Source organism: Acetobacter senegalensis (assembly GCF_001499615.1).
In the GTDB taxonomy this organism is placed as follows: Bacteria; Pseudomonadota; Alphaproteobacteria; order Acetobacterales; family Acetobacteraceae; genus Acetobacter; species Acetobacter senegalensis.
In genome coordinates, this window is sequence record NZ_LN606600.1 from 1,133,950 (window position 1) to 1,154,787 (window position 20,838).

A 20,838-nucleotide genomic window follows, 5' to 3' on the forward strand; every position below is an offset into this window, starting at 1 on the left:
GCAATCCGCATATTTAACGCAAGAATAGCGCGAAAGTCGATCAGACGGTCAACTGCGGAAGACCCCATATAAAAAACCCGCCCGGTTTCCCGATGCGGGTTTTTGTTATCCTGCCCTGTCTTGCAACAAGGTCAGACCCTTTTTAGCCGCAGCACTTCTTCTTGCGGAAGAAATAGACCACAGACGCAATCAACCCAACCAGCATCAGGCCGCGTACGCAGGGAGATTTCGGGCATTTTGACAAACAGTTTGCCATATCAGACTATCCTTGCATTCTTTCTGCCTTCCAGAGGTCTGGAACGCTGAGAGGCAGAGTATCCCATAAACCCTACGCCGTCATGCCATCAGAAGCATATTCCTGCTCTGTCACATGCCAGAGCCGCGCAATATGCCTCTCTACGCGCAAGGGTTTCAAATGGCCTGAAGGGACCGCCCGATGGCGTTAGGGCAGCAGAATGGTGCTCCCCGTGGTTTTGCGAGATTCCAGCGCACTATGCGCCTTAGCGGCATCCTTTAGCGCAAATTTCTGACCGATACTGGGTTTCAGCACGCCCTTTGCCAGCAGATCAAACAACACACTGGCGGAGGCCTGCAACTCCTCCGGTTTGGCAATGTATGATCCAAGAGAAGGCCGCGTGAGGTAAAGGCTGCCATGGGCTGCTAACGTGCCCACCGCCACGCCTGTCACCGGGCCGGACGCATTGCCATAGCTGACCATCAGCCCACGGGGCGCCAGACAGTTCAGACTGGTTTCAAATGTGTCCCGGCCAATGCTGTCATACACCACGGGCACCATGGCCCCTTCTGTCAGGTCCCGCACACGGTCGGCCAGATTATCCGTGCCCACCAGCACGTCCGCCGCCCCGCAGGACTTAGCCAGTTCCGCCTTTTCCGGTGTGGAGGTCACGCCAATCACATGCGCCCCCAGATGCTTGCCCCACTGGCACATCAACTGCCCGACCCCTCCGGCCGCGGCATACACCAGAATGAACTGCCCTTTTTTAACATCATATACCTGCCGCAGCAGCATGTGGGCGGAAAGCCCGCGTAACGTGACTGCGGCAGCGGTTTCAAAACTCACAGCCTCAGGCAGGGCCACCAGACGGTCTGCTGCAATAGTGCGATAGCGGGCATAGCCCCCCAGAACACTGGCATAAGCCACCCGCATGCCGGGCGAGACACTGTTCACCCCCTCCCCCACGGCTTCAACCACCCCTGCCCCTTCCACACCCGGCACGGCAGGCAAAGAAGGATAGGGATACAGACCAGAGCGAAAATACGTATCAATGAAATTCACGCCCATGGCTTCCTGCCGCAGCAGCACTTCCCCCTTGGCGGGTTTAGGGACAGGCAGGGTTTCAAGCTGAAGCACCTCCGGGCCGCCTGTTTTATGAACCCGTATAGCTGTGTTGGTTTCCGTCACCATAACCATCAGACTCCTGTGTTGTGCATTCGCGCCACGCGCTACCCTGCCAGAAAAACGCACCAAAACCGCAAACGATCAGGCCATGAAAAAAGAGCCCTGCCGTGCGGAGGATCGCCTATCGGAATAACGCCTGCCCGCTCCTCATGACCGTCGGCAGCCATCCGAAGCAAAGGGCAAAGTCTGTGTGAAACATCTGGTCTGTCTAGCGAGGGTCTTATTGAGGCTGAACGCGAAAATTTTCGTCTCGGCAGGCCCGCGTCACCCATGCAGAAAAGCGTCGGTTTCAAAAGTTGAGCGCTGGCAGACCGTTTTTACGGCGGAAAAGCCGGTCCTGCCGTCACGATGCAGTGAGATCAGAGCCAACAGGCACCGTATTCAGGCGCAGAAAGCGCCGGTGATAGAGGATGGTGCGATGTTTGAAACCGCTATTCAAAAGCGACTACACCCGAACATACACAGCCCAGCAGATGGGTATGGCTGTTCTTAGCACGCCTGTTGAAGCAACTGCTCTCAGGAGCGATCCGCGTCATCTTCTCCCAAAAGGCGGATAAGGGAGATCAGGTCCGTGCGCAGAATATGCACGGCAAAGCGGATGATCTCATCATCTATCCCTTCTTCCGTGGGCAGGGCGGTAATCACCCCGGCGGCCACACGGTATTCCTCACCAGAGCGGGTCACGGCCTCGCTCTCGCACCGGATGATAATCCACTCAAAGCCGCGCATCATGCCGGCGCTCAGGGCTGCCGCGGTCTCACGGGAAACGGTCGTGTTTTGCCCGCCAGCCCGCAGAATGGCGCGGGCCACCACCAGCGTATCCATCTGCAACTGACGCAGAGCCTTGGGCAAAGCCGCCAGCATGGGGTCACGCTGTTCAAGGGGCCGCCAACGCTCGCGCCGGGCTTCCTCAACCGCAGCCTGCACCTTGCGCAAGGCGGCTGCGCCCTCATCATTCAGGTCCTGAATACCCAGCCAGTCGATGTCCCTGTTACGGGCGTGGTCTAGAATATCCACAATCTTGCGCACGGTGGCCGCCGCATTGCGGAAGGCATCCCGCCGGGCCTGCTCATGCAGCACAACGTAAGAAACCAGCATGGAGACGCCCACGCCAATCAGAATGGACAGCACACGCTCCACAGGCCGCAGATAGGGATCATCCTGCGTGGGGAAGAGTGTTGCGATCATGAGCGTGACCACCGCCATGCGCGTGTTCGGCCGCCAGGAGGCAAGAACCGCCAACGGCACAAACGCAACCGCGAACGATTGCCACAACGGCCAGTGGAACATCAGCAGGGTAATAGGCAGAATGCTGACAGCCGCGCCAATCAGCGTGCCCACCATCTGGTAACGCCCGCTGGAGAGCGTTTCCGTAATGCTGCTCTGGGTGACAATCACGGATGTGATGAGCGCCCAGCCCGGTTCCTGAAGGTTGGTCAGCCACGCCACCAGCCCGGAAAGCCCGACCGAAACCAGCAGCCGGATGGTCTGCCGCGCCGTGGGATTATTCAGCCACGGCGCAGCAAAAAGAAATGACGCCATACGCGGAGGACCTAAACCTTACGGCTCAAGGCGTATCATCACCCGTCAGCGGGAAAGGAACCCAGCGCAGGCCATCGGCATCATGCACCAGAAGCAGGATGGATTTCTTCTTGGCTTTCTGCGCTGCCTCTATCCGTTTTTTCAGATCTGCCGGGCTGGTGACTTCCGCCTGCTGCACTTCCGTCACCACATCGCCTTCCTTCAGGCCACGGTCAGACGCAAGACCACCATCCTTGACGGACGTAACCACCACACCTTTCTGGGCGGCGGGCAAATTGTATTTCTGGCGTGCAGCCGCATCCAGCGCACCCACAGCAAACCCGAGCGTGGACAGGCTGACTTCTGCACTGCTTTTGGTGGCGGGGGCCGGTTTCTTTTCCGGCTCAGCCGCGGGCTCGGGCAACGCGCCAATAGTCACGGGCACATCAATGGTCTTGCCATGACGCCACACACCCAGATGCGCCACCGTGCCAACCGGCAACTGGGCAGAAAGCCGGGGCAGCGCTTTGCCCTCAATGGGGTGGCCATCAAGGGATTGAATAACGTCACCCGTCTGCAACTTGGCTTTGGCGGCGGGGCCATCCTTTTCCACCCCGGCCACCAGCGCGCCACGGGCGGGGGTCAGGTTCAGGCCATCCGCAATGTCCTGCGTCACGTTCTGGATGCGTACCCCCAGCCAGCCACGGGAGACTTTGCCGGTCTTGCGCAGTTGTTCGATAATGCCCTGTGCCTCACTGGCCGGAATGGAGAACCCGATCCCGACAGAGCCGCCGGAGGGCGAATAGATGGCGGTGTTCACGCCAATCACGTTGCCATCCATATCAAACAGCGGACCACCGGAGTTACCCTTGTTGATGGGCGCATCCGTCTGAATGAAATCATCATACGGGCCCTGATCAATATTCCGCCCGCGTGAGGAAATGATCCCCGCCGTCACCGTGCCGGAAAGACCGAACGGGTTACCAATCGCCAGCACCCAGTCCCCCACGCGGCGTTTGTCACTATCGCCAAAATGCACGGCGGGCAGCGGCTTCTTGCTATCCACTTTCAGCAGGGCCAGATCGGTCCGGTCATCATGCCCCACGGCACGGGCGGTCAGCACCGTATTGTCCTGCAAGGTGACGGTAATCTTGTCCGCATGGCGGATCACATGGTTGTTGGTCACAATGTAACCGGCGGGATCAATAATAAAGCCGGACCCCAGCGCCTGCATGCGGCGCGGCGGCGCGTCCGGGCTGTTCTGCCGGTTCATGAAATCATGAAAAAACTTCTCGAACGGGGAGCCCTGCGGAAAATTGGGCATCTGGGGAAGCTGGTCTTCTCCATCGCCGTCCTCATCATCGTCATCATCGCCACTCTTGACCGTCTGGGTTGTGGAAACATTCACAACCGCAGGCAGCAGGCGGGCAGCAAGATCTGCAAAGCTGTCTGGCACCCCGCGCGCCACACCCGCCACGGCGGAGGGTGCTGCGGGAGCAGGTGCCGGCACACTGGCCGGCACGGCGGCAGACCCTGCGGCCCATGCGGAGGCCGAGCCGGAAACCCCGGCCAGCAGCAGGCAGGAGAGAGAACCGGCACAAAGGAGATGAACGGGCAGACGCATGGGCGAAGTCACTCTCAATAGTCAGAAAAACAGAGCAGAGTATTGCTCTATCGCACGATCACGGCGGAACGTCAGCCTGTTTCACAAAAGCGGCCAGAGCACGGCAGAGGGCGCCACATTCTTAAGAAAACGCTGGTGAGAGTCCGTTTGAAGGGCAACAGATAAAGCTGGCGGCGAATGTCTCAGACAGACACGGCATGTTTGCAAGCATACCGAGAAAGCAGGACGTGAAAATCCAGCATCTTCTTTTCACCCAAAGACTTGCCACACCGCCCTGACAGGCTTTTCAAACGGCCTCTCAGGCCAGCACTCCCCTGCCACGCACACCCCTCATCCCGGCGGGAACCTGTGGCTCTATGGCTCTATGGCTCTATGGCTCTATGGCTCTATGGCTCTATGGCTCTATGGCTCGGGTCTGCGCAATACCGGCGAGCGTCAAGACCCAGTCCGCCACCGCCTGCCCCAGCAGCCGGTATCCGAAATCATACATATGCACCCCATCAGGCGACAGATCCTCCCGCCCTACGCCAAGCTCTTTTCCCCACGCATGCATGCGGGCCAGACGGGGGAACACAGGCAAATGCAACGCCTGCCCCATGGCATGCACCGCCGCCTGAAACGCTGGGGCGGCAGGGCATTCATCCAGCAGGCGGCACCATTGCAGGTCCATCAGCGCAACATCCGCGCCAGTGGCACAGATCGCCTGCAAATCCTGCCGCGTCATGTCCTCAAAGCGGGGCAAGGGTACGCCGGTCAACGGATCATTCACACCGCCCTGCCAGATCACCAGATCGGGCTGATCCGCCAGAACAGCGGGCAACCGGGCCTGCATTTCCGCCGCTCCCTGTCCGCCAATACCACGATTGATCACCGTAAGGCCGCCAGATGCGTACGGCCGGATGCAGGTTTCAAACACCCCGGCATAGCTGGTGGCGGGTGAGGATGCCCCTACACCTTCTGTTGTGGACGAACCGAAGAGCGTCACCCGCAGCGGCTCCGCCGCCAGCAACTTTTGACGGACACGAGGCAACCGCACCGCTGCCGCCCCTTCCTCGCTAGGGGAAGCGCCGCCGGAAAACGCCACCTGATCTCTCTGAGACGCTTCATGCGCTGAGCCTCCGGTTTTTCCCTCGCCCAGGCCGGAAACACCAACAGAACAGCCTTGCGCATCCCTTTGGGTATCCGGGCTCGTCTGCTCTTTCGCCTGCCCGACGGCATCTCCGGCAGGCAGCCCGTCTCTATGGCTCTCATGCTGCGCCATCAGATCTGTCCCTTCTTCTCGCGGCTTATGTCTGCCCCATCCTCAGACGTATCTGCTCCTGTTGCTGCCTATTCTGCACAGCCTTCAGTTCAGCCCCTTTCTGGTGCGGTATTTCCCGTCCGATGTGTCGCACCGTCTGCGCGCATCGTGCTTCAAGCTTTGGCGGCGGCCAGTTTCTTGGCTTTGCGGTAATTATCCAGCCATGCAGCCAATGCGAAAAGAATGCTCAATCCGGTCACGTTCACCACCACCTGCAACAGCCAGCCATCGCCAAAGGTGTTGAAGATCAGCCGCGCATACAGATCGAGCAGCGTGCCCACCACAAAGATTTCCAGAGAATGACGGCCTACGCGGGCCAGCAACTGTCCGGTTGTGGAGTCCGCCGCCCATTTACGGGCCCTGGGGGAAGACTGCACCAGATAGAAAATAGCCATCACATCCAGCAATCGGAACGGAGACAACCAGCTTTTTTCCGGCATGATCATGCTGCCAAAGGGTCGCAGGTCCGGCAGGTGCCACTGCGCCCACGGAAACGCCTGCAGGGCGGAGAAGACCAGATACAGGATGCAACATCCTGCCAGCAGGTCCAGCCGTGGAAAATCCGCGCCACGCCGCTCTGTCTCCGCCGAGGCCGAGACCCCCAGCGCAAACAGGAACTGCCATGCAAACGGATTGAAATACCAGCCATCCGGGTCCAGCCAGTTGGGAAAGTTCAGGCCGGGGTCCAGATTGACCAGCATCCACAACGCCCCGGAGAGCAGCAACGCCAGAGAACGGTGCACCCGCATGAGCAGGTAAAACACCGGGAAGCCCCCCAGCAACACAATGTAAAGCGGCAGAATGTTCAGGTTGCTGGGCAGCGCATCAAACATCATGACACGCCACACCCAGTTGAGCCCGTGCGCCAGTTCAGGCTCCAGAAAATCCACGGGCACAGGCGTATAATGCCGCCACATGCGGATGCTGAGCACGGACACCACCACCATGAGGGTCTGCCCGATATAAAGCTGCACACACCGGCGGAAAATGCGCTTGAGGCACCCCACTGTGCCATATTTTCGGAACCCGCGCCCGTAGGCCAGCCAGGATGCATATCCTGCCAGCAGCACGAACACCTCCGCCGCATCGGCAAAGCCGATATTACGCATGGTGAAGCGGTTGAGCAGGCTTTGAGGAATGTGATCCACAAACATCATCAGCAAAGCCACACCGCGCATGGCGTCAATCCGGTGATCCCGCCCAGCACTTATTCCTGATGCGGGGCGGGCTGGTTTGATGGCCGGTGCTGCTGTTGTCTGCTCTGCGCCCTGAGTGTCCGGCTGTGCAGTCATGGTAAGGAAGCTGGCCCCTTTAATGCGGATCATGATAAAGCCAGTATGGTCAGGTGGCCTTTCTTCCTGCCTTCTTTACGCGTTCTGCCTTGCAGAACAAAGCGCCAAAGCCACTTTATCCCCTTGACGGACCCTGCGCGTTGCTGTTGCCAACACGGCACGCACCGCTTCTTGTTGCAGATCAGGACAAAACCATTGGCACAGACTCCCTCCTCGCCTCATCATGATGACATCGCCCGGGTTCTGGATTCGGTGTGCAGCCCGCAGACTGGCCATTCCCTGCTGGCCGTTGGAAAATTTGAGGGGTTCCGGCTGGAGCAGGGCAAGCTGTCCGTGGCACTTGCCGTTGACCGCGAGCAAGCCCAGCACCTTGCCCCTTTGTGTGATGAAGCCGCCACACGCCTGAAAACGCTGCCCGGCGTGCAGGACGCCACGGTTATCCTGACCGCGCATCGTCCCGCTGCCCCGCCCAAGCCCGCAGCCCCCCGCGGCGCAGCGGCAGGCGGCCACCGGCCTTTTGGCGGTACCCCGCCAGAACCGAACGCACCCGTGCTGCCCGGTGTCAAAGCCGTTATTGCCGTGGCTTCTGGCAAGGGTGGTGTTGGCAAATCCACCACCGCCACCAATCTGGCCGTAGGGCTGGCGCAGGAAGGGCTGAGCGTGGGGCTGATGGATGCGGATATTCATGGCCCCTCCCTGCACCGCATGCTGGGTGCGGCGGGCAAGCCGGAAGTGATCAATGGTCGCCTTCAGCCTATTCCGGTCTGGGGAATCCGCGCGGTGTCCATCGGTATGCTGGTGGAAGAAAAGCAGGCCATGATCTGGCGTGGCCCCATGGTGATGGGGGCCATCACCCAGTTTCTGACAGATGTGGACTGGGGCACACTGGATGTTCTGGTGGTGGACATGCCACCCGGCACGGGGGATGCCCAGCTTTCCCTGATGCAGAAGGTGCCGCTGGCCGGGGCCGTTATTGTCTCCACCCCGCAGGATATTGCCCTGATTGACGCCCGGCGCGGCGTGAGCATGTTCGAGAAAATGAAGGTGCCCGTTCTGGGGCTGGTTGAGAACATGTCCTATTTCTGCTGCCCCAATTGCGGGCACAATACGGAACTGTTCGGCCATGGCGGGGCCCGGAAGGAAGCCGAAACCATGGGTGTGCCATTTCTGGGCGAAGTGCCGCTGCTGGCCGCCATCCGCGCCAGTGGCGATGAAGGCGCTCCCATTGTCGCCAGCGCACCGGAGAGCGAAGCCGCTCAGGCCTTCCGTCGCATTGCCCGCACCACAGCACAGGCGCTGCACCGTCAAGCCGCCGCCACATCTGCATGATTGGCTGATACTGTCTGGCTGCCGCTTCAGATCCTCCTCAGGCAGCCCGGCACGTTATTTTTTGCTCGCAGGCTTTTTCTTGGCGGTCCCTTTATCAAAGAACGCGCGGCATTTGGGGCTCAGCTTGTCCTTTTTCTTTTCCATGCAGGCCGTAATCTTATTTTCATTGGGAATGTAAAGACCGCACAGCTTGATCGCATCGCCCTTGCATGCGGCTGTCTGTTTCTCCCGCTCACTTTCGGCATGGGCAGGCGTCATCACCCCCACCAGAGCCGTAGCGGAAAGCACCAGACACATTTTCTGAAAAACAGACCGTTTCAAATTAGGCACTCCTTTAATTCCTCACGTCCGAAATACTCTCGGCTCCTGTCATGGCAGGAACACCCACCATGACATCTCAGATTAAGTGAGAAAGTCCAGCGCCGGTTGCGCATGCAGCCCCTCATGGCAAATATGTGACAGATGCAAACAAGAGCAGACACACTCAAATTCCGTTTTTGTTTCGTATTATAATTTACCAATCATCTAAGCACACTTGACATCGTACTTATATTCCATTCAATCATCCCTTTCTGTTATATTCCTTCCTCGTCTCTCAGCTTTCAGGTGCGGCACATTATGTCTTTTTCCGCTCTTTCCCGCCGGTCTGCTCTGGCCCTGTTGGGCAGTGCGCCTTTTCTGGGCCGTGCCGCATATGCCGCCGCACCCCAGACCCTGCGCGTTGGCATCATGTCTGGTGAGGATGAGGATATCTGGCGCATTGTGACGGAAAACGCGGCCAAAGCGGGCCTGATCCTCAAGATCACCACGTTTTCCGATTATAACGGCCCGAATGAAGCCCTGTTCGAGCACGAACTGGATGCCAATGCCTTCCAGCATGGCCCGTTTCTGGCAGCGCAGAACAGCGCCAGCAATTTCCATATCGTGCCGGTGGGCAATACCTATTTTGCCCCCATCGGGCTGTATGCCACCCGTTGGAAATCCGTGGCCGACCTGCCCAAAAACGCCACCATTGGCGTGCCGAATGACCCCAGTAATGAGGGCCGCGCCCTCAAGCTGCTGCAAACGCTGGGGCTGATCAAGGTGTCAGACAGCGCGGGCCTGACACCCACGGCACTGGATATTACGGAAAACCCCCGCAACATCACCATTCGGGAGCTGGATGCTGGTGTGGTGGGCCGCGCCCTGCCTGATCTGGATGCGGCGGTGGTCAACACGGAATGGGCCAGAAAAGCCGGTATTGATGTTGAAAAGCAGCGTATTGGGCAGGAATCCCTGCAAAACAACCCTTACGTGTGCTTCATTGCCGTGAACGAGGCTGACCATACCACGCCATGGGTTGCACCGCTGGTTGCGGCCTATCAGCAGCCCAATGTGCGGCAAGCCCTGCTGGATGTGTATCATGGAGCCATTGTTCCGGCGTGGTCATGACACTCCTTCAGGTCGAGCATGTCAGCCGCGCCTTTGGTTCGCAAACAGCCTTGCAGGACATCAGCTTTTCCGTTTCCAAAGGGGATAGTGTCGGCATTATCGGGCGGTCAGGTGCTGGCAAATCCACCCTGCTGCGGTGCCTGAACGGGCTGGAGCGCCCCCAGTCCGGCCGTATCCTGCTTGAGGGCGAAGACCTCGCCACCCTGCCCGAAGACCGTCTGGTGACACTGCGCCGCCGGATTGGCGTGGTGTTTCAGCACTTCAACCTTCTCAATGCCCGCACGGTGGCCGCCAATGTGGCGTTGCCGCTTGAAATTGCTGGTGTCGCCAAGGAACAGCGTACCCGCCGCGTGGCCGAACTGCTGGAACTGGTTGGGCTGGCTGATCACGCCCGCAAATATCCGGCCTTGCTCTCCGGCGGGCAGAAGCAGCGTGTTGGCATTGCCCGTGCCTTAGCAGCCAACCCCAGCCTGTTGCTGTGTGATGAAGCGACCTCCGCGCTGGACCCGGAGACAACAGCCTCCATTCTGGCGCTGCTGGCGGATATCAACCGCACGCTGGGCCTGACCATTGTGTTCATCACGCATGAAATGGATGTGGTTCGGCAACTGGCCCACCATGTGCTGGTGCTGGATAAAGGCCGCATTGTCGCCCGAGGCACACCAGCGGATATTCTGGACGCCGCCGAACCGACATCCGAACCCGCCCTGCCAGCAGGTTTTTCCACCATTCACACGCCCAACGCCCAGACGGTGCTGAGGCTTGGCCTGAGCACACAGGATCTGGTGAGCCAGTTGCTTGCCCAACTCGCCCACCAGCACCAGACCAACGCCACGGTTCTGGCCACGCGGCTTCACGCACACCAGAGCGTGCCCGAACTGGACGTGCTTGTGCAGATTGCCAACCCATCTGAAGAAAGCCTGACTTTTCTGAAAAATGCGAGCCAGTCCGTGGAGGTGATAGGGTATGTCCCGGCTGATTCTTGAGCTTCTGCTACAGGCTACAGGCCAGACGCTGGAAATGGTGCTGGCTTCTGGTCTGATTGCCGTGGCAGGTGGCCTGCCGCTGGCTGTGCTTATGGTGCTGACAGGCCCCTCCGGCCTCTGCCGCATGCCGTTGCTGGCCCGCATTCTTGGATTGATGATTGACGCCGTGCGGGCTGTGCCGTTCATTATTCTGCTGGTGCTGCTTATTCCCGTAACGCGGCTGATTGCGGGCACAGCACTGGGCACCACGGCGGCCATTGTGCCGCTCTCCATTGCGGCCATTCCCTATTTTGCCCGCATTGCCGAGGTCTCGCTGCGCGAAGTGGACCCCGGACTGGTAGACGCCGTGCGCGCCATGGGGGGCACCCGCTGGATGGTGGTGCGCTATGTGCTGCTGCCCGAAAGCCTGCCCAGTCTGATCTCCGGTTTTACCGTCACACTGGTCACGCTGGTTGGCGCTTCCGCCATGGCGGGTGTTATCGGCGCTGGTGGGTTGGGAGATCTGGCCATCCGCTACGGGTACCAACGCTTCAATACACCTGTCATGCTGGGGGTGGTGGCTGTGCTGATTGTGCTGGTAACGGGGCTACAGGGCGTAGGCAATCTGCTCTCCCGCCGCCTGCGGCATGGGGCTGCCACGCACGCGGCGTAACACCACCTGGCAGGAACACTGCAAATCCATATTTACGAAAGACAGTTACAAGAAAACAATTTTTCAGAAAATATTTATCCCCTTTCATTCGTCGAAAATTGTATTCATGAAGTCTTCAGGGGCCTTGTAACATTCACTAAGAACCTGAAAATGTTCTGTCTGCTGAAAAGGACGCTTCATTAAGCCGAAAGGCGTCAAATGCAGCAGGGTTGCGCCCGGATAGGCCATGACAAAAGGGGAATGGGTCGCGATAACAAACTGCGCGTCCCCCCGTTTTTCCGCTTCCCGCACGCTTTGGAGACATTCGATCTGAAGCACCGGGGAAAGCGCTGCCTCAGGTTCATCAAACAGATAGACACCCCCGCCAGAAAGCCTGTTGCGAAACAGCGCCATATAGCCCTCACCATGAGAGCGCTGTGATCCAGGCACGCCGCCAAAATAGGATAAAATCCGGGTTCTTCTTTAAGAAGATTATGCTTTCAGACGTAAATGAAGGAAGCGCAGACTAATCTGCATGCCTTTTGGGACTGCCCTTTAATGCAGGCAGAGGGCTTTGTGGCTTTCCGGCCCTCCGGTCTCGCAAATATGCAGATGTTGAGGCTTTGTGTTTTTGGGAGCCGTAAGAAACAGCGCCAGCCAGATACCGACCAGCACAACAGCCGCCACCACAAACGGCGTAAAACGCGGCAGACGGAAGCTGGAGGGGGGGGCAGGCAGATGCTCGCCCTGCTGTCTTTCCAGCCCCTCCAGAAACACGGCGTCCATATCAGAGTCCGGCACAGAAGAAGGCACTGGGGCAACCGGCTTATTGTTCTGCTGCACACCCTGCCCCATTTGTTCTCAGCCTTTCAGGCTGGCCATCATTTCATCCCACTCGCGCTTGCTCAGGCCGGAGCCTTCGCGCTCCACGCTTTCACCAGCCAGCATCCGGCGCACCACCTTCATCATGCTGGCGGAGAATGTCACCGCGCCACGCCGATACTCTTCAAAGGCGGTAGCAGTCTGGGGCACCCACGCATGCAGCACCTTCAGCATCACTTCCGCATAGGCGCGGATTTCGTACTGCGCGTGCGGGTCAAGCCGCAGGGCAAGGAAGTGCATCAGGTTATGCAGATCAATCTTCCAGTACCATTGCGTGTAGGTGTTCAGCGTCAGGTTGATACGGGCCAATTCACGCGCCAGACCGTAGCCTTCGTCCGTATTCAGCATTTTTTCATAATTGCTGTAGGTGCGCATGGCGTCATTGCGCAGAATATCCAGCACCTCCGCCGCGGCCTCGCCTTCCAGCACGGCCCCACGGCCCTGCCGGTTGATTTCGCTCTGCGCCGCCATGTGTTCAGGCGCGGGCAAATAGAACTCACTGTCCAGAATGGAATAGCGGGCAGAATATTCGTTCACGCTGGCCATACGGTGGCGAATCCACTGCCGGGCAATGAAGATGGGCAGTTTGACGTGAAACTTGATCTCACACATCTCAAACGGTGAGGAATGGCGGTGCCGCATCAGGTAACGGATCAACCCGGCATCTTCAGAAACCTTGCGGGTGCCCCGGCCGTAGGAAACGCGTGCTGCCTGCACAATGGCGGAATCGTCCCCCATGTAATCAATCACACGCAGGAATCCGTGGTCCAGAACCTCCTGCGGTTCATACAGCATGGCCTCCAGCGCGGGCACGGTTGGCCGGCGAGTGGGGGTGGTTTCTTTGGCGTGCGCGGCGATTTCCGCCCGCTGGGCATCGGTCAGTGACATGCTGTTCCCCGGAACTGTTTGGAGGCATCGCATACACTACAGAAGCGGGAAACTGAACCCAATCCCTTCATACGCCCTCCGTCAAGCACGTCAGCCCCGCGAGGTGAGCGGCCTTTTCCCCGCCACCAGCCCGTATTTCAGCACTCTTCATTGGACACACCTGAGCAGACGTGTCAGAAAAAATCCTGCCCCCAGAAAGTAATTTTGAAACCGTTACAAAAAACTCTTCAACTTCTCTCCGCCCTTCCGGCAGATCTCTCCTCCATGAAGAAACATGTCTCTTTTCTGCCCTCCGGCATGACTCTGATCCGGCCAAAGCCCTCACCCGTGTTGATCGGACTTGGAGGCGTGTGCGGAATCCTGACCAGCATGCTGGTGACAGGATGCGTCACCCCGGCCTCCCTGCCCGCTCTTGTTGCGCCCATAGGGGCGTCCTCCGTTCTGGTGTTCGCCTTGCCTGCCAGCCCACTGGCCTCCCCACGGGCCGTGATCGGCGGAAACATGATCTCCGCCATGGTGGGGGTGCTGGTCAGTCTGGTGGTCAGTAACCCCATGCCAGCGGCAGGGCTGGCCGTGGGGCTTGCTATTCTGGTCATGAGTCTGACCCGCACCCTCCACCCACCCGGCGGCGCGGCGGCGCTTACCTCCGTGCTCATGCATCCCTCTTCTGCCGGGCTTGGGGCCGCCTTCCTGTTTCCCATTGTTCCGGTTGGCCTGAACTCAGTTTTGCTCGTGGGGGTGGGGGTCGCCTTTCACCACCTGACAGGACACACCTATCCTCATCAGGCTCTTCCTGCCCCGCCCCAGAAAACAGGCGTGCAGCGGGAGGATATTCTGGCGGCCCTGAGCAAAACAGACGAAGCATTTGATATTGAGGTGGACGATCTGGAACGCCTGCTGGTTCTGGCCGAAAGCCACGCACACCAACGGCAGGCACCGCCGCCCCGGCCTGCTGCCGCCGCGCAATAACCCGCTCCACCGTCATACCGCAGGGGCCACACGGCCACCCGCAGGCGCGGCCCGAGTCCTCCACCAGACCCAGGCACACCGCTGGCATCACACCGCCCGCAGCGTGCCTCTTGCAAAAAGCCCATGTGCTCCTTATGTTCAGCAGTGCAGGAGGGGCTTGCCCCTTGGCTATGGCGATAAACGGAACGTGGAATAAGCGTAGTGGACCCGGGGGCAGTACCCGGCGTCTCCACCATAAAAATCCGGCCTTTACGGGCATGGACAGATGGGGACGAAACAGGCTCGACACGCGTGGTAAAGACCTTCCTTTTGCCCGGCATTGTACCACCGTTATCGGGCTAAACTTACAAGTGCCAACGATAACTCAGAGGTGCTCGCTGTTGCTGCATAAGCGATAAGCGCGGTTCGGGAGGGCACCGGGCAACAGAAGCCCTCCCACTTTTTTTCTCCTCATCGCTGTTTATTTTTACGCTCTCAGGCGTTTTGCATTTTGCATGGCTGCCTGCCGTGGCAGAGAATCATGCGCCACTGCCTTGCGCTCGCCACACCTTTCCCGCATGGCTGACGGCAGAGTGATCAAAAGGACGCCGGAGCCCCCATACCGGCGCAGAACAGGAGAGCCGCCATGACTGATGACCACGATAACACACCGGAAAACGGCGCTTTTCCCCCTGAAAGCCTGCTGCCTTATGAACGCTGGCTGGAAGACGCCTACCGGGGTGTGATGTTGAGTGCGCTCGAATATGTGAGCCGTGAAGGGCTTGCAGGCGAGCACCATTTCTATCTGACTTTCCGGACTGACTTCCCCGGCGTGGACATTCCGGCCCGTCTCCGCGCCCAGTATCCGCATGAGATGACCATAGTGCTGCAACACCAGTTCTGGGACCTGAAGGTAGATCGCCCGGCAGGCATTGTGTCTGTCGGTCTGTCCTTTGGCGGCATTGGCAGCACGCTGGTCATTCCCGTGCGCGCCTTTACCGGCTTTGCTGATCCTTCCATCCATCTCAGCCTGCATTTCATGGCAGAAGAACCGGATGAAGCCGAAACCACGGACACGCCCGTGGTGGATGCAAACGCCGCGGACCAGCAGGAAGCCAGCGGAACAGCAGAAAGTGATTCATCTCCGCAGGTGGTGAGCCTTGACGCTTTTCGCAAGAAAGGGCCATCACCCGCCTGATGGCCCCGGCAGAGGGGCCAAGGCCACGGAGATCACGCACACCATGAATAGCCAGCCCCCCCGCCCGCCTGTGCCTACCTTTGCTTACTCCCCCATCTTTCCGTTGGGGGAAGACACCACCACCTATCGCAAGGTGGATATCAAGGGGGGTGTCAGCACCTCTCACTGTGGTGGCAAGACCGTTCTGCACATCACACCCGAAGCGCTGACAGAATTCACGGCGCAGGCGTTCCATGAAGTGGCCCACTACCTGCGGCCCAAACATCTGGAACAGCTCTCCAGCATCCTCAAAGACCCCGAAGCCTCGGACAATGACCGCTTTGTGGCGCTTGATCTGCTGAAGAACGCCTGCATTGCCGCAGGGGGTGTGCTGCCCATGTGTCAGGATACCGGCACCGCCATTGTCTTCGGCAAGAAAGGCCAGCGTGTGTGGGTTGAGGGCGATGAGGAAGTCGCGTTCTCCAAGGGGGTGTATGAAACTTACACCCGCACCAATCTGCGCTATTCACAGATGGCGCCTCTGTCCATGTTCGAAGAAAAGAACACTGGCACCAACCTGCCCGTGCAGTGCGATATCTTCGCCAGCCCCGCCACGCATCATGATGAACAGTTTGATCTGATGTTTGTGGCCAAGGGCGGCGGCTCCGCCAACAAGACCTTCCTGTTTCAGGAAACCCGCGCCCTGCTGGGGTCTGAACAGAAGCTGCTGGACTGGCTGGACACCAAGATCAAAACGCTGGGCACCTCCGCCTGCCCGCCTTACCATCTGGCTATCGTGATTGGCGGCATGTCTGCCGAGCAGACGCTGAAAACCGTCAAACTGGCTTCCACCCACTGGTATGACAGCCTGCCCACCAGCGGCAGCCCCACCGGCCACGCCTTCCGTGATGTGGAGATGGAACAGAAAATTCTGGGCCTTACCCGCAAGCTGGGCATTGGCGCGCAGTTTGGCGGCAAGTATTTCTGCCACGATGTGCGGGTGATCCGCCTACCGCGCCATGGGGCCTCCCTGCCGGTTGGCATGGGCGTTTCCTGCTCTGCTGACCGCCAGATCAAGGCCCGCATTACGGCTGATGGCTTTTTTCTGGAACAGCTTGAGCATGACCCTGCCCGCTTCCTGCCCGAAACAACGGACGAGCATCTGGGTGGAGATGCCATCAAGATCAACCTCAACCGCCCCATGGATGAGATCCGCAAGGAACTCTCGCAATATCCTGTCAAAACCCGTCTGGCACTGACCGGCACCGTGGTTGTGGCGCGCGATATTGCCCACGCCAAGTTCAAGGAACGGCTGGACCGGGGTGAAGGTCTGCCGCAATACCTGAAAGACCACCCCGTTTATTACGCAGGCCCTGCCAAAACACCCACTGGCATGGCTACTGGCTCCTTTGGCCCGACAACGGCCGGGCGCATGGATTCGTATGTGGCGGAGCTTCAGGCCAATGGCGGCTCCTTTGTCATGCTGGCCAAGGGCAACCGCTCCAAAGCCGTGAAGGACGCCTGCCAGAAATATGGCGGCTTCTATCTGGGCTCCGTTGGTGGCCCCGCAGCCCGGCTGGCGCAGGACTGCATCCGCAAGGTGGAAGTGCTTGAGTATCCCGAACTGGGCATGGAAGCTGTGTGGAAAATTGAGGTCGAGGACTTCCCGGCGTTTATTGTTATCGACGATAAGGGCAATGACTTCTACGCTGAGTTAAGCTGAGCCATTCAGCCGCCCGCCTTACGGGAAGGCGGGCCAGCCAGAGGAGCCGTGCCGTTTCATGCGCTTTACCGTTGACCGGATGGACCATGCTGTCCTGACTGTAAGAGACCTCGAAATTTCAGCATCCTGGTACCAGCGGGTATTAGGGATGGAGCGGGAGGAATACGGGCGCAACAACCGCACGGCCCTGCGTTTTGGTGGCCAGAAGCTCAACCTGCGCCCACAGGGCACCGACGGATGGGAAACCGCCGTCCACGCGCTGCCGGGAGGGAATGACCTGTGCTTTGTCACCGCCGTCACCAGTGACGATGTGGTCGAACATCTGGAAAAATGTGGCGTGAGCATTGTGGAAGGCCCCGTGGCGCGCCTGGGGGCGCTTGGGCCGATCACATCCGTTTATTGTCATGATCCGGACCAGAACCTGATTGAAATTGCCTCCTATCAGGGCTGATCAAAAAAAGCGCCGTTCAGTCTGATCTGAACGGCGCTTTTTATATGAGAGACAGTAAACGCTTCTGAGGAAGCAACGCAGGGGTAGCCCCCTGCCCTGTCTCGTCCTCTGCCTCGCATTAGGCCAAATGTCTTACCCGGCCTGATTGGTCCGCACGGCACTTTTCTGCTCGGCCGGTGAGGTGTCAGACGCAGAAGACGTGCCAAGCCAGCCGCCCCGGAATCCGGCACGCAGCAATCCCTGCCGAATAACCGGATTGCTTTTCATCACGTTCCACACAAACCCACTGCGGCGGTTTTCCAGCATCAGCAGAATGGGCCCCTGATCAATGCCCAGATAAGCGGTGTCAGACCAGAAAGGCGTATTGCCCTTGTGGTAGCTGGGGTTGAACGCATCCACAAAGCCGTAGCGGCCATAAATGTGGCTGCCATATCGCTTCTTCATTTCCCGCAGGGCAGGCACCGCAATTTCCGGCGCAAAGGCAACGGACCCACCCGCCGCCGTGGGGGCAATGGTGCCATCATCCTGCGTGTAATCCAGCCCGGCCCCTCGTGCGGAATAGGAGAAGAAGTGGCGCGTCTGCCCGTTGACGGTTTCCGTCACTTCACCGGGGCCGTCACTTGCTGTCAGCCCCCATACATCCGGCCCGTAATCCTGCCACTTGCCGGGGTTGGCCATGGCGTAGGACCGCTGCGCATAGGCTGCACGACGGCTGTTTTCAAAATAATCGATGCCTTTTTCACGGTTCCAGTCATCCTGAATGCCCCGGAAATCAATCCAGGAATGGGTGTACTGGTGCCCGAAAAGCGGTGCGAAATTCAGCAGCGTCTGCCCGCTATATTCCCCCCAGCGTTTGTCATTGGTGGCCAGCCACGCCTGCCATGATGCCGGCTGCAACGGGTGCGTGACAGACCCCAGCGCCAGCACATAGGCCATCATGCCTTCACTGTAGCCTTCCCAATAATTGGGCAGGAACTGATGCTCCGGCGACCACCCCATGCTCAGGCGCTGATCGGGCCTGCGCATCCACGGCCAATCCACGTTCTGGAAAAGCTTGTTGGCCAATGTGCGGATTTCACGCTCCTGCGGCGTATCCTGCGTGTAATAGCTTTCTGTAAACAGCACACCCTGCATCAGCAACGCGGTATCAATACTGGACAGCTCGATATCCTTGTTGAAGCGCAGGCCGGTTTTATGATCCAGAAAATGATAGAAAAATCCGTGGTAGCCAGAGGCATCGTCCGCACTGGCGTTCTGCGGCAGGCGAGAAAGATAACGCAGGGTATTCAACGTACGCGTAATGGCCTGAGCCCGCGTAATATAGCCACGTTCCGCGCCAATGCCGTAAGCCGTAAGCCCAAACCCGATGGACGCCACGCTGGCCTGTGTCTGATCAGACGGATAACGGTCAGGCACCAGCCCGGTCTGCGGGTCTCCGGACTCCCAGAACCATTGGAAGGTGCGGTGTTCCAGATCTTCCAGCAGCGCCTGATCTGCCGCATTGGGCTTGAACGGAGCTGCTGCCGTTGAAACAGTCTTTTGGGAAACAGCCGGAGAAGAAATACTGGCCTCGGCAGCGTGCGTCACGGTAGGGGCCAGCCCCCCACCGGCAGCCGCAAAAAGCCCGACGCCAAGAGAAAGAACAACCCGAAAACCAACACCCGGACGCGCACCCTGCCGCCTTTTCCGGCGCAGAGAACCCTGCCCTGAAAACCGCTTATCCACCATATCGACTGTAGCCCACCCCTTATTTCCCAATGCCGGAACACCACGCTTTTCCGGCAGATGCAGGTAAGGAACCACCCAAAACAGGCATATCCATGTCACTGCCATGACAGTAACAGGACACAGTTTTGAAAAAACCACGATATGCGAATAAGAGACTTTAAAGTTTTGTTAAAGAAACGATAGAAACGCCGCCCTCCCAAAAGAAGGCGGAGCGAATTTTACTGACCGTAACGGAAGACGTTCAGATCTTCATAAGCTATATCAGGCTTCTTTCCAGACATGATATCGGCCAGAACCCGGCCGGAACCACAGGCCATGGTCCAGCCTAACGTGCCATGCCCCGTGTTCAGGAACAGGTTTTCATATCCTGTGCGGCCAATAATGGGTGTGCCGTCCGGCGTCATGGGCCGCAGGCCGGTCCAGAACGTGGCGCCCGGCACATCACAGCAGTTGGCAAACAGGTCCGTCACGGAATGTTCCAGTGTCTCCCGGCGCGGTGCACGCAGGCGGCGGCTGAACCCTGCCAGTTCTGCCGTGCCCCCCACCCGCACGCGGTCTCCCAGACGGGTAATGCCGATCTTGAACGTTTCATCCATGATGGTGGAAACCGGCGCACGGGCTGCATCCGTAATGGCAGCCGTCAGAGAATACCCCTTCACCGGATAGATGGGTAGATCGAGCCCAAGCGGACGCACCACTCCCGGCGAGAAACTGCCCAGAGACAACACATAGGAATCGGCCGTCAGCACGCCGCCACTGGTTTCCACACCAGTAATGCGCCCGCCATCTGCCAGAATCTGCTTGATCTTGGTGTTGTACAGAAAGGTTACGCCCGCTTTTGCAGCCATGCTGGCCAGTGTCTGCGTGAACTTGAACGCATCGCCCGTTTCATCACCCGGCAGACGCAGACCACCCACAATTTTGTGCGCGGCATCGGCAAGGCCGGGTTCAGCCTTCACACAGGCATCACGGTCCAGCACCTCATAAGGCACCTGGTATTGTTTGAGCACTGCAATATCCAGTGCCGCGCCATCAAGCTGCTTCTGGGTGCGGAACACCTGCAAGGTGCCCTGTTGCCGGTCATCATAGGTAATGCCGGTTTCCTTGCGCAGGTCTCCCAGCACATCCCGGCTGTATTCTGCCAGCCGCACCATACGGCCCTTGTTCCGGTCATACGCAGGGGTGGTGCAGTTTTCCAGCATCTGCCACAGCCATTTCCACAAATGCGGGTCCGGCAGCGGCCAGAACACAAACGGACGATGCGCCATCATAAGCCAGCGTATGGATTTAAACGGCACACCCGGCCCGGCCCACGGGGCAGAATAACCGGGCGACACCTGGCCTGCATTGGCAAAGCTGGTTTCCATCCCGGCTTCAGGCTGACGGTCCACAACGGTTACTTCATGCCCAGCCTGCGCCAGATACCATGCGGAGGTCACCCCAACCACGCCACCGCCCAGAACAAGAACTTTCATAATGCGTCGCCCTTAATGTGTTCAGAAAATAT

19 protein-coding genes and 1 other RNA gene are annotated in these 20,838 nt (G+C 58.9%); 9 read left to right on the plus strand and 11 right to left on the minus strand.

Translation table 11 applies throughout. The features are described 5' to 3' along the window. Positions 1-442: 442 nt before the first annotated feature. From ASN_RS05005 to ASN_RS05025, 5 genes are all read right to left on the minus strand, one after another. A complete protein-coding gene (locus ASN_RS05005; RefSeq protein ID WP_082666584.1) occupies positions 443-1,432 on the minus strand; it encodes a quinone oxidoreductase family protein in 990 nt (329 codons plus the stop codon). A 504-nt stretch (positions 1,433-1,936) separates the two neighbouring features. Beyond that, a complete protein-coding gene (locus ASN_RS05010; RefSeq protein ID WP_006559577.1) occupies positions 1,937-2,962 on the minus strand; it encodes an FUSC family protein in 1,026 nt (341 codons plus the stop codon). 25 nt (positions 2,963-2,987) lie between these two features. Next, a complete protein-coding gene (locus ASN_RS05015) occupies positions 2,988-4,565 on the minus strand; it encodes a DegQ family serine endoprotease (protein ID WP_006559578.1) in 1,578 nt (525 codons plus the stop codon). A 394-nt stretch (positions 4,566-4,959) separates the two neighbouring features. Continuing rightward, complete coding sequence (locus tag ASN_RS05020; RefSeq protein ID WP_082666585.1) at positions 4,960-5,826, minus strand: SGNH/GDSL hydrolase family protein; 867 nt, start codon at positions 5,824-5,826, stop codon at positions 4,960-4,962. A gap of 152 nt (positions 5,827-5,978) precedes the next feature. Continuing rightward, complete coding sequence (locus tag ASN_RS05025) at positions 5,979-7,190, minus strand: OpgC family protein (protein ID WP_006560173.1); 1,212 nt, start codon at positions 7,188-7,190, stop codon at positions 5,979-5,981. A gap of 162 nt (positions 7,191-7,352) precedes the next feature. Between ASN_RS05025 and ASN_RS05030 the strand changes: the two genes are divergently transcribed. Beyond that, positions 7,353-8,486, plus strand: coding sequence for an Mrp/NBP35 family ATP-binding protein (locus ASN_RS05030; protein WP_058987397.1), 1,134 nt, complete (start codon positions 7,353-7,355; stop codon positions 8,484-8,486). A gap of 54 nt (positions 8,487-8,540) precedes the next feature. Here the strand turns inward: ASN_RS05030 and ASN_RS05035 are convergent, their stop codons facing one another. After that, positions 8,541-8,816 (minus strand): hypothetical protein, encoded by a 276-nt coding sequence (locus ASN_RS05035; RefSeq protein WP_407922294.1) that lies wholly within the window; start codon positions 8,814-8,816, stop codon positions 8,541-8,543. A gap of 288 nt (positions 8,817-9,104) precedes the next feature. Between ASN_RS05035 and ASN_RS05040 the strand changes: the two genes are divergently transcribed. Genes ASN_RS05040 through ASN_RS05050 form a run of 3 tightly spaced genes read left to right on the plus strand, consistent with a single transcriptional unit; the run spans position 9,105 to position 11,555 of the window. Continuing rightward, positions 9,105-9,917: a MetQ/NlpA family ABC transporter substrate-binding protein gene (locus tag ASN_RS05040; RefSeq protein ID WP_058987398.1), complete on the plus strand. Its 813-nt coding sequence runs from the start codon at positions 9,105-9,107 to the stop codon at positions 9,915-9,917. Beyond that, positions 9,914-10,903 (plus strand): methionine ABC transporter ATP-binding protein, encoded by a 990-nt coding sequence (locus tag ASN_RS05045; protein ID WP_058987399.1) that lies wholly within the window; start codon positions 9,914-9,916, stop codon positions 10,901-10,903. Before ASN_RS05040 ends, ASN_RS05045 begins: the two co-directional genes overlap by 4 nt. Then, entirely contained in the window at positions 10,884-11,555 is a 672-nt protein-coding gene (locus tag ASN_RS05050; protein ID WP_006560422.1) for a methionine ABC transporter permease, read from the plus strand. Before ASN_RS05045 ends, ASN_RS05050 begins: the two co-directional genes overlap by 20 nt. An 84-nt stretch (positions 11,556-11,639) precedes the next feature. Here the strand turns inward: ASN_RS05050 and ASN_RS05055 are convergent, their stop codons facing one another. From ASN_RS05055 to thyX, 3 genes are all read right to left on the minus strand, one after another. After that, complete coding sequence (locus ASN_RS05055) at positions 11,640-11,948, minus strand: AAA family ATPase (RefSeq protein ID WP_058987400.1); 309 nt, start codon at positions 11,946-11,948, stop codon at positions 11,640-11,642. A 141-nt stretch (positions 11,949-12,089) separates the two neighbouring features. Then, the gene (locus tag ASN_RS05060) at positions 12,090-12,389 is read right to left on the minus strand and encodes a hypothetical protein (RefSeq protein ID WP_058987401.1); all 300 of its coding nucleotides are present in this window, start codon (positions 12,387-12,389) and stop codon (positions 12,090-12,092) included. A 6-nt stretch (positions 12,390-12,395) separates the two neighbouring features. Beyond that, entirely contained in the window at positions 12,396-13,304 is a 909-nt protein-coding gene (gene thyX / locus ASN_RS05065; protein WP_006558914.1) for an FAD-dependent thymidylate synthase, read from the minus strand. Positions 13,305-13,568: 264 nt separating this feature from the next. On the opposite strand from thyX, the gene ASN_RS05070 reads away from it, so the two are divergent. The 5 genes from ASN_RS05070 to ASN_RS05085 all read left to right on the plus strand — a co-directional run bounded on the left by ASN_RS05070 (position 13,569) and on the right by ASN_RS05085 (position 17,603). Further along, positions 13,569-14,273, plus strand: coding sequence for an HPP family protein (locus tag ASN_RS05070; RefSeq protein ID WP_197603335.1), 705 nt, complete (start codon positions 13,569-13,571; stop codon positions 14,271-14,273). A gap of 106 nt (positions 14,274-14,379) precedes the next feature. Beyond that, positions 14,380-14,713: a transfer-messenger RNA gene (gene ssrA / locus ASN_RS18550) on the plus strand. A 185-nt stretch (positions 14,714-14,898) separates the two neighbouring features. Further along, positions 14,899-15,450, plus strand: coding sequence for an SspB family protein (locus ASN_RS05075; protein WP_035380140.1), 552 nt, complete (start codon positions 14,899-14,901; stop codon positions 15,448-15,450). Between the two features lie 43 nt (positions 15,451-15,493). Continuing rightward, a complete protein-coding gene (locus tag ASN_RS05080) occupies positions 15,494-17,152 on the plus strand; it encodes a fumarate hydratase (protein WP_058989136.1) in 1,659 nt (552 codons plus the stop codon). 58 nt (positions 17,153-17,210) lie between these two features. Next, on the plus strand, positions 17,211-17,603 hold the full coding sequence (locus ASN_RS05085; RefSeq protein ID WP_045542614.1) for a VOC family protein: 393 nt from the start codon (positions 17,211-17,213) through the stop codon (positions 17,601-17,603). Positions 17,604-17,735: 132 nt separating this feature from the next. On the opposite strand, the gene ASN_RS05090 is transcribed toward ASN_RS05085, so the two are convergent. Continuing rightward, positions 17,736-19,436 carry a glucoamylase family protein gene (locus ASN_RS05090; RefSeq protein ID WP_231948386.1) on the minus strand — a complete coding sequence of 567 codons (1,701 nt, stop codon included), beginning with the start codon at positions 19,434-19,436 and terminating at the stop codon, positions 17,736-17,738. A 113-nt stretch (positions 19,437-19,549) separates the two neighbouring features. Next, on the minus strand, positions 19,550-20,806 hold the full coding sequence (locus tag ASN_RS05095; protein WP_035380144.1) for a D-amino acid dehydrogenase: 1,257 nt from the start codon (positions 20,804-20,806) through the stop codon (positions 19,550-19,552). Positions 20,807-20,838 lie beyond the last annotated feature (32 nt).

Bases quoted from the DNA above. Each gene is read 5' to 3' on its own strand.
- ASN_RS05020 (WP_082666585.1), bottom strand. From the start codon at position 5,826: ATGGCGCAGCATGAGAGCCATAGAGACGGGCTGCCTGCCGGAGATGCC.
- ASN_RS05070 (WP_197603335.1), top strand. From the start codon at position 13,569: ATGAAGAAACATGTCTCTTTTCTGCCCTCCGGCATGACTCTGATCCGG.
- ASN_RS05025 (WP_006560173.1), bottom strand. From the start codon at position 7,190: ATGATCCGCATTAAAGGGGCCAGCTTCCTTACCATGACTGCACAGCCG.
- ASN_RS05060 (WP_058987401.1), bottom strand. From the start codon at position 12,389: ATGGGGCAGGGTGTGCAGCAGAACAATAAGCCGGTTGCCCCAGTGCCT.
- thyX (WP_006558914.1), bottom strand. From the start codon at position 13,304: ATGTCACTGACCGATGCCCAGCGGGCGGAAATCGCCGCGCACGCCAAA.
- ASN_RS05005 (WP_082666584.1), bottom strand. From the start codon at position 1,432: ATGGTTATGGTGACGGAAACCAACACAGCTATACGGGTTCATAAAACA.
- ASN_RS05015 (WP_006559578.1), bottom strand. From the start codon at position 4,565: ATGCGTCTGCCCGTTCATCTCCTTTGTGCCGGTTCTCTCTCCTGCCTG.
- ASN_RS05075 (WP_035380140.1), top strand. From the start codon at position 14,899: ATGACTGATGACCACGATAACACACCGGAAAACGGCGCTTTTCCCCCT.
- ASN_RS05055 (WP_058987400.1), bottom strand. From the start codon at position 11,948: ATGGCGCTGTTTCGCAACAGGCTTTCTGGCGGGGGTGTCTATCTGTTT.
- ASN_RS05040 (WP_058987398.1), top strand. From the start codon at position 9,105: ATGTCTTTTTCCGCTCTTTCCCGCCGGTCTGCTCTGGCCCTGTTGGGC.
- ASN_RS05010 (WP_006559577.1), bottom strand. From the start codon at position 2,962: ATGGCGTCATTTCTTTTTGCTGCGCCGTGGCTGAATAATCCCACGGCG.
- ASN_RS05090 (WP_231948386.1), bottom strand. From the start codon at position 19,436: ATGGCAGTGACATGGATATGCCTGTTTTGGGTGGTTCCTTACCTGCAT.
- ASN_RS05080 (WP_058989136.1), top strand. From the start codon at position 15,494: ATGAATAGCCAGCCCCCCCGCCCGCCTGTGCCTACCTTTGCTTACTCC.
- ASN_RS05050 (WP_006560422.1), top strand. From the start codon at position 10,884: ATGTCCCGGCTGATTCTTGAGCTTCTGCTACAGGCTACAGGCCAGACG.
- ASN_RS05095 (WP_035380144.1), bottom strand. From the start codon at position 20,806: ATGAAAGTTCTTGTTCTGGGCGGTGGCGTGGTTGGGGTGACCTCCGCA.
- ASN_RS05085 (WP_045542614.1), top strand. From the start codon at position 17,211: ATGCGCTTTACCGTTGACCGGATGGACCATGCTGTCCTGACTGTAAGA.
- ASN_RS05045 (WP_058987399.1), top strand. From the start codon at position 9,914: ATGACACTCCTTCAGGTCGAGCATGTCAGCCGCGCCTTTGGTTCGCAA.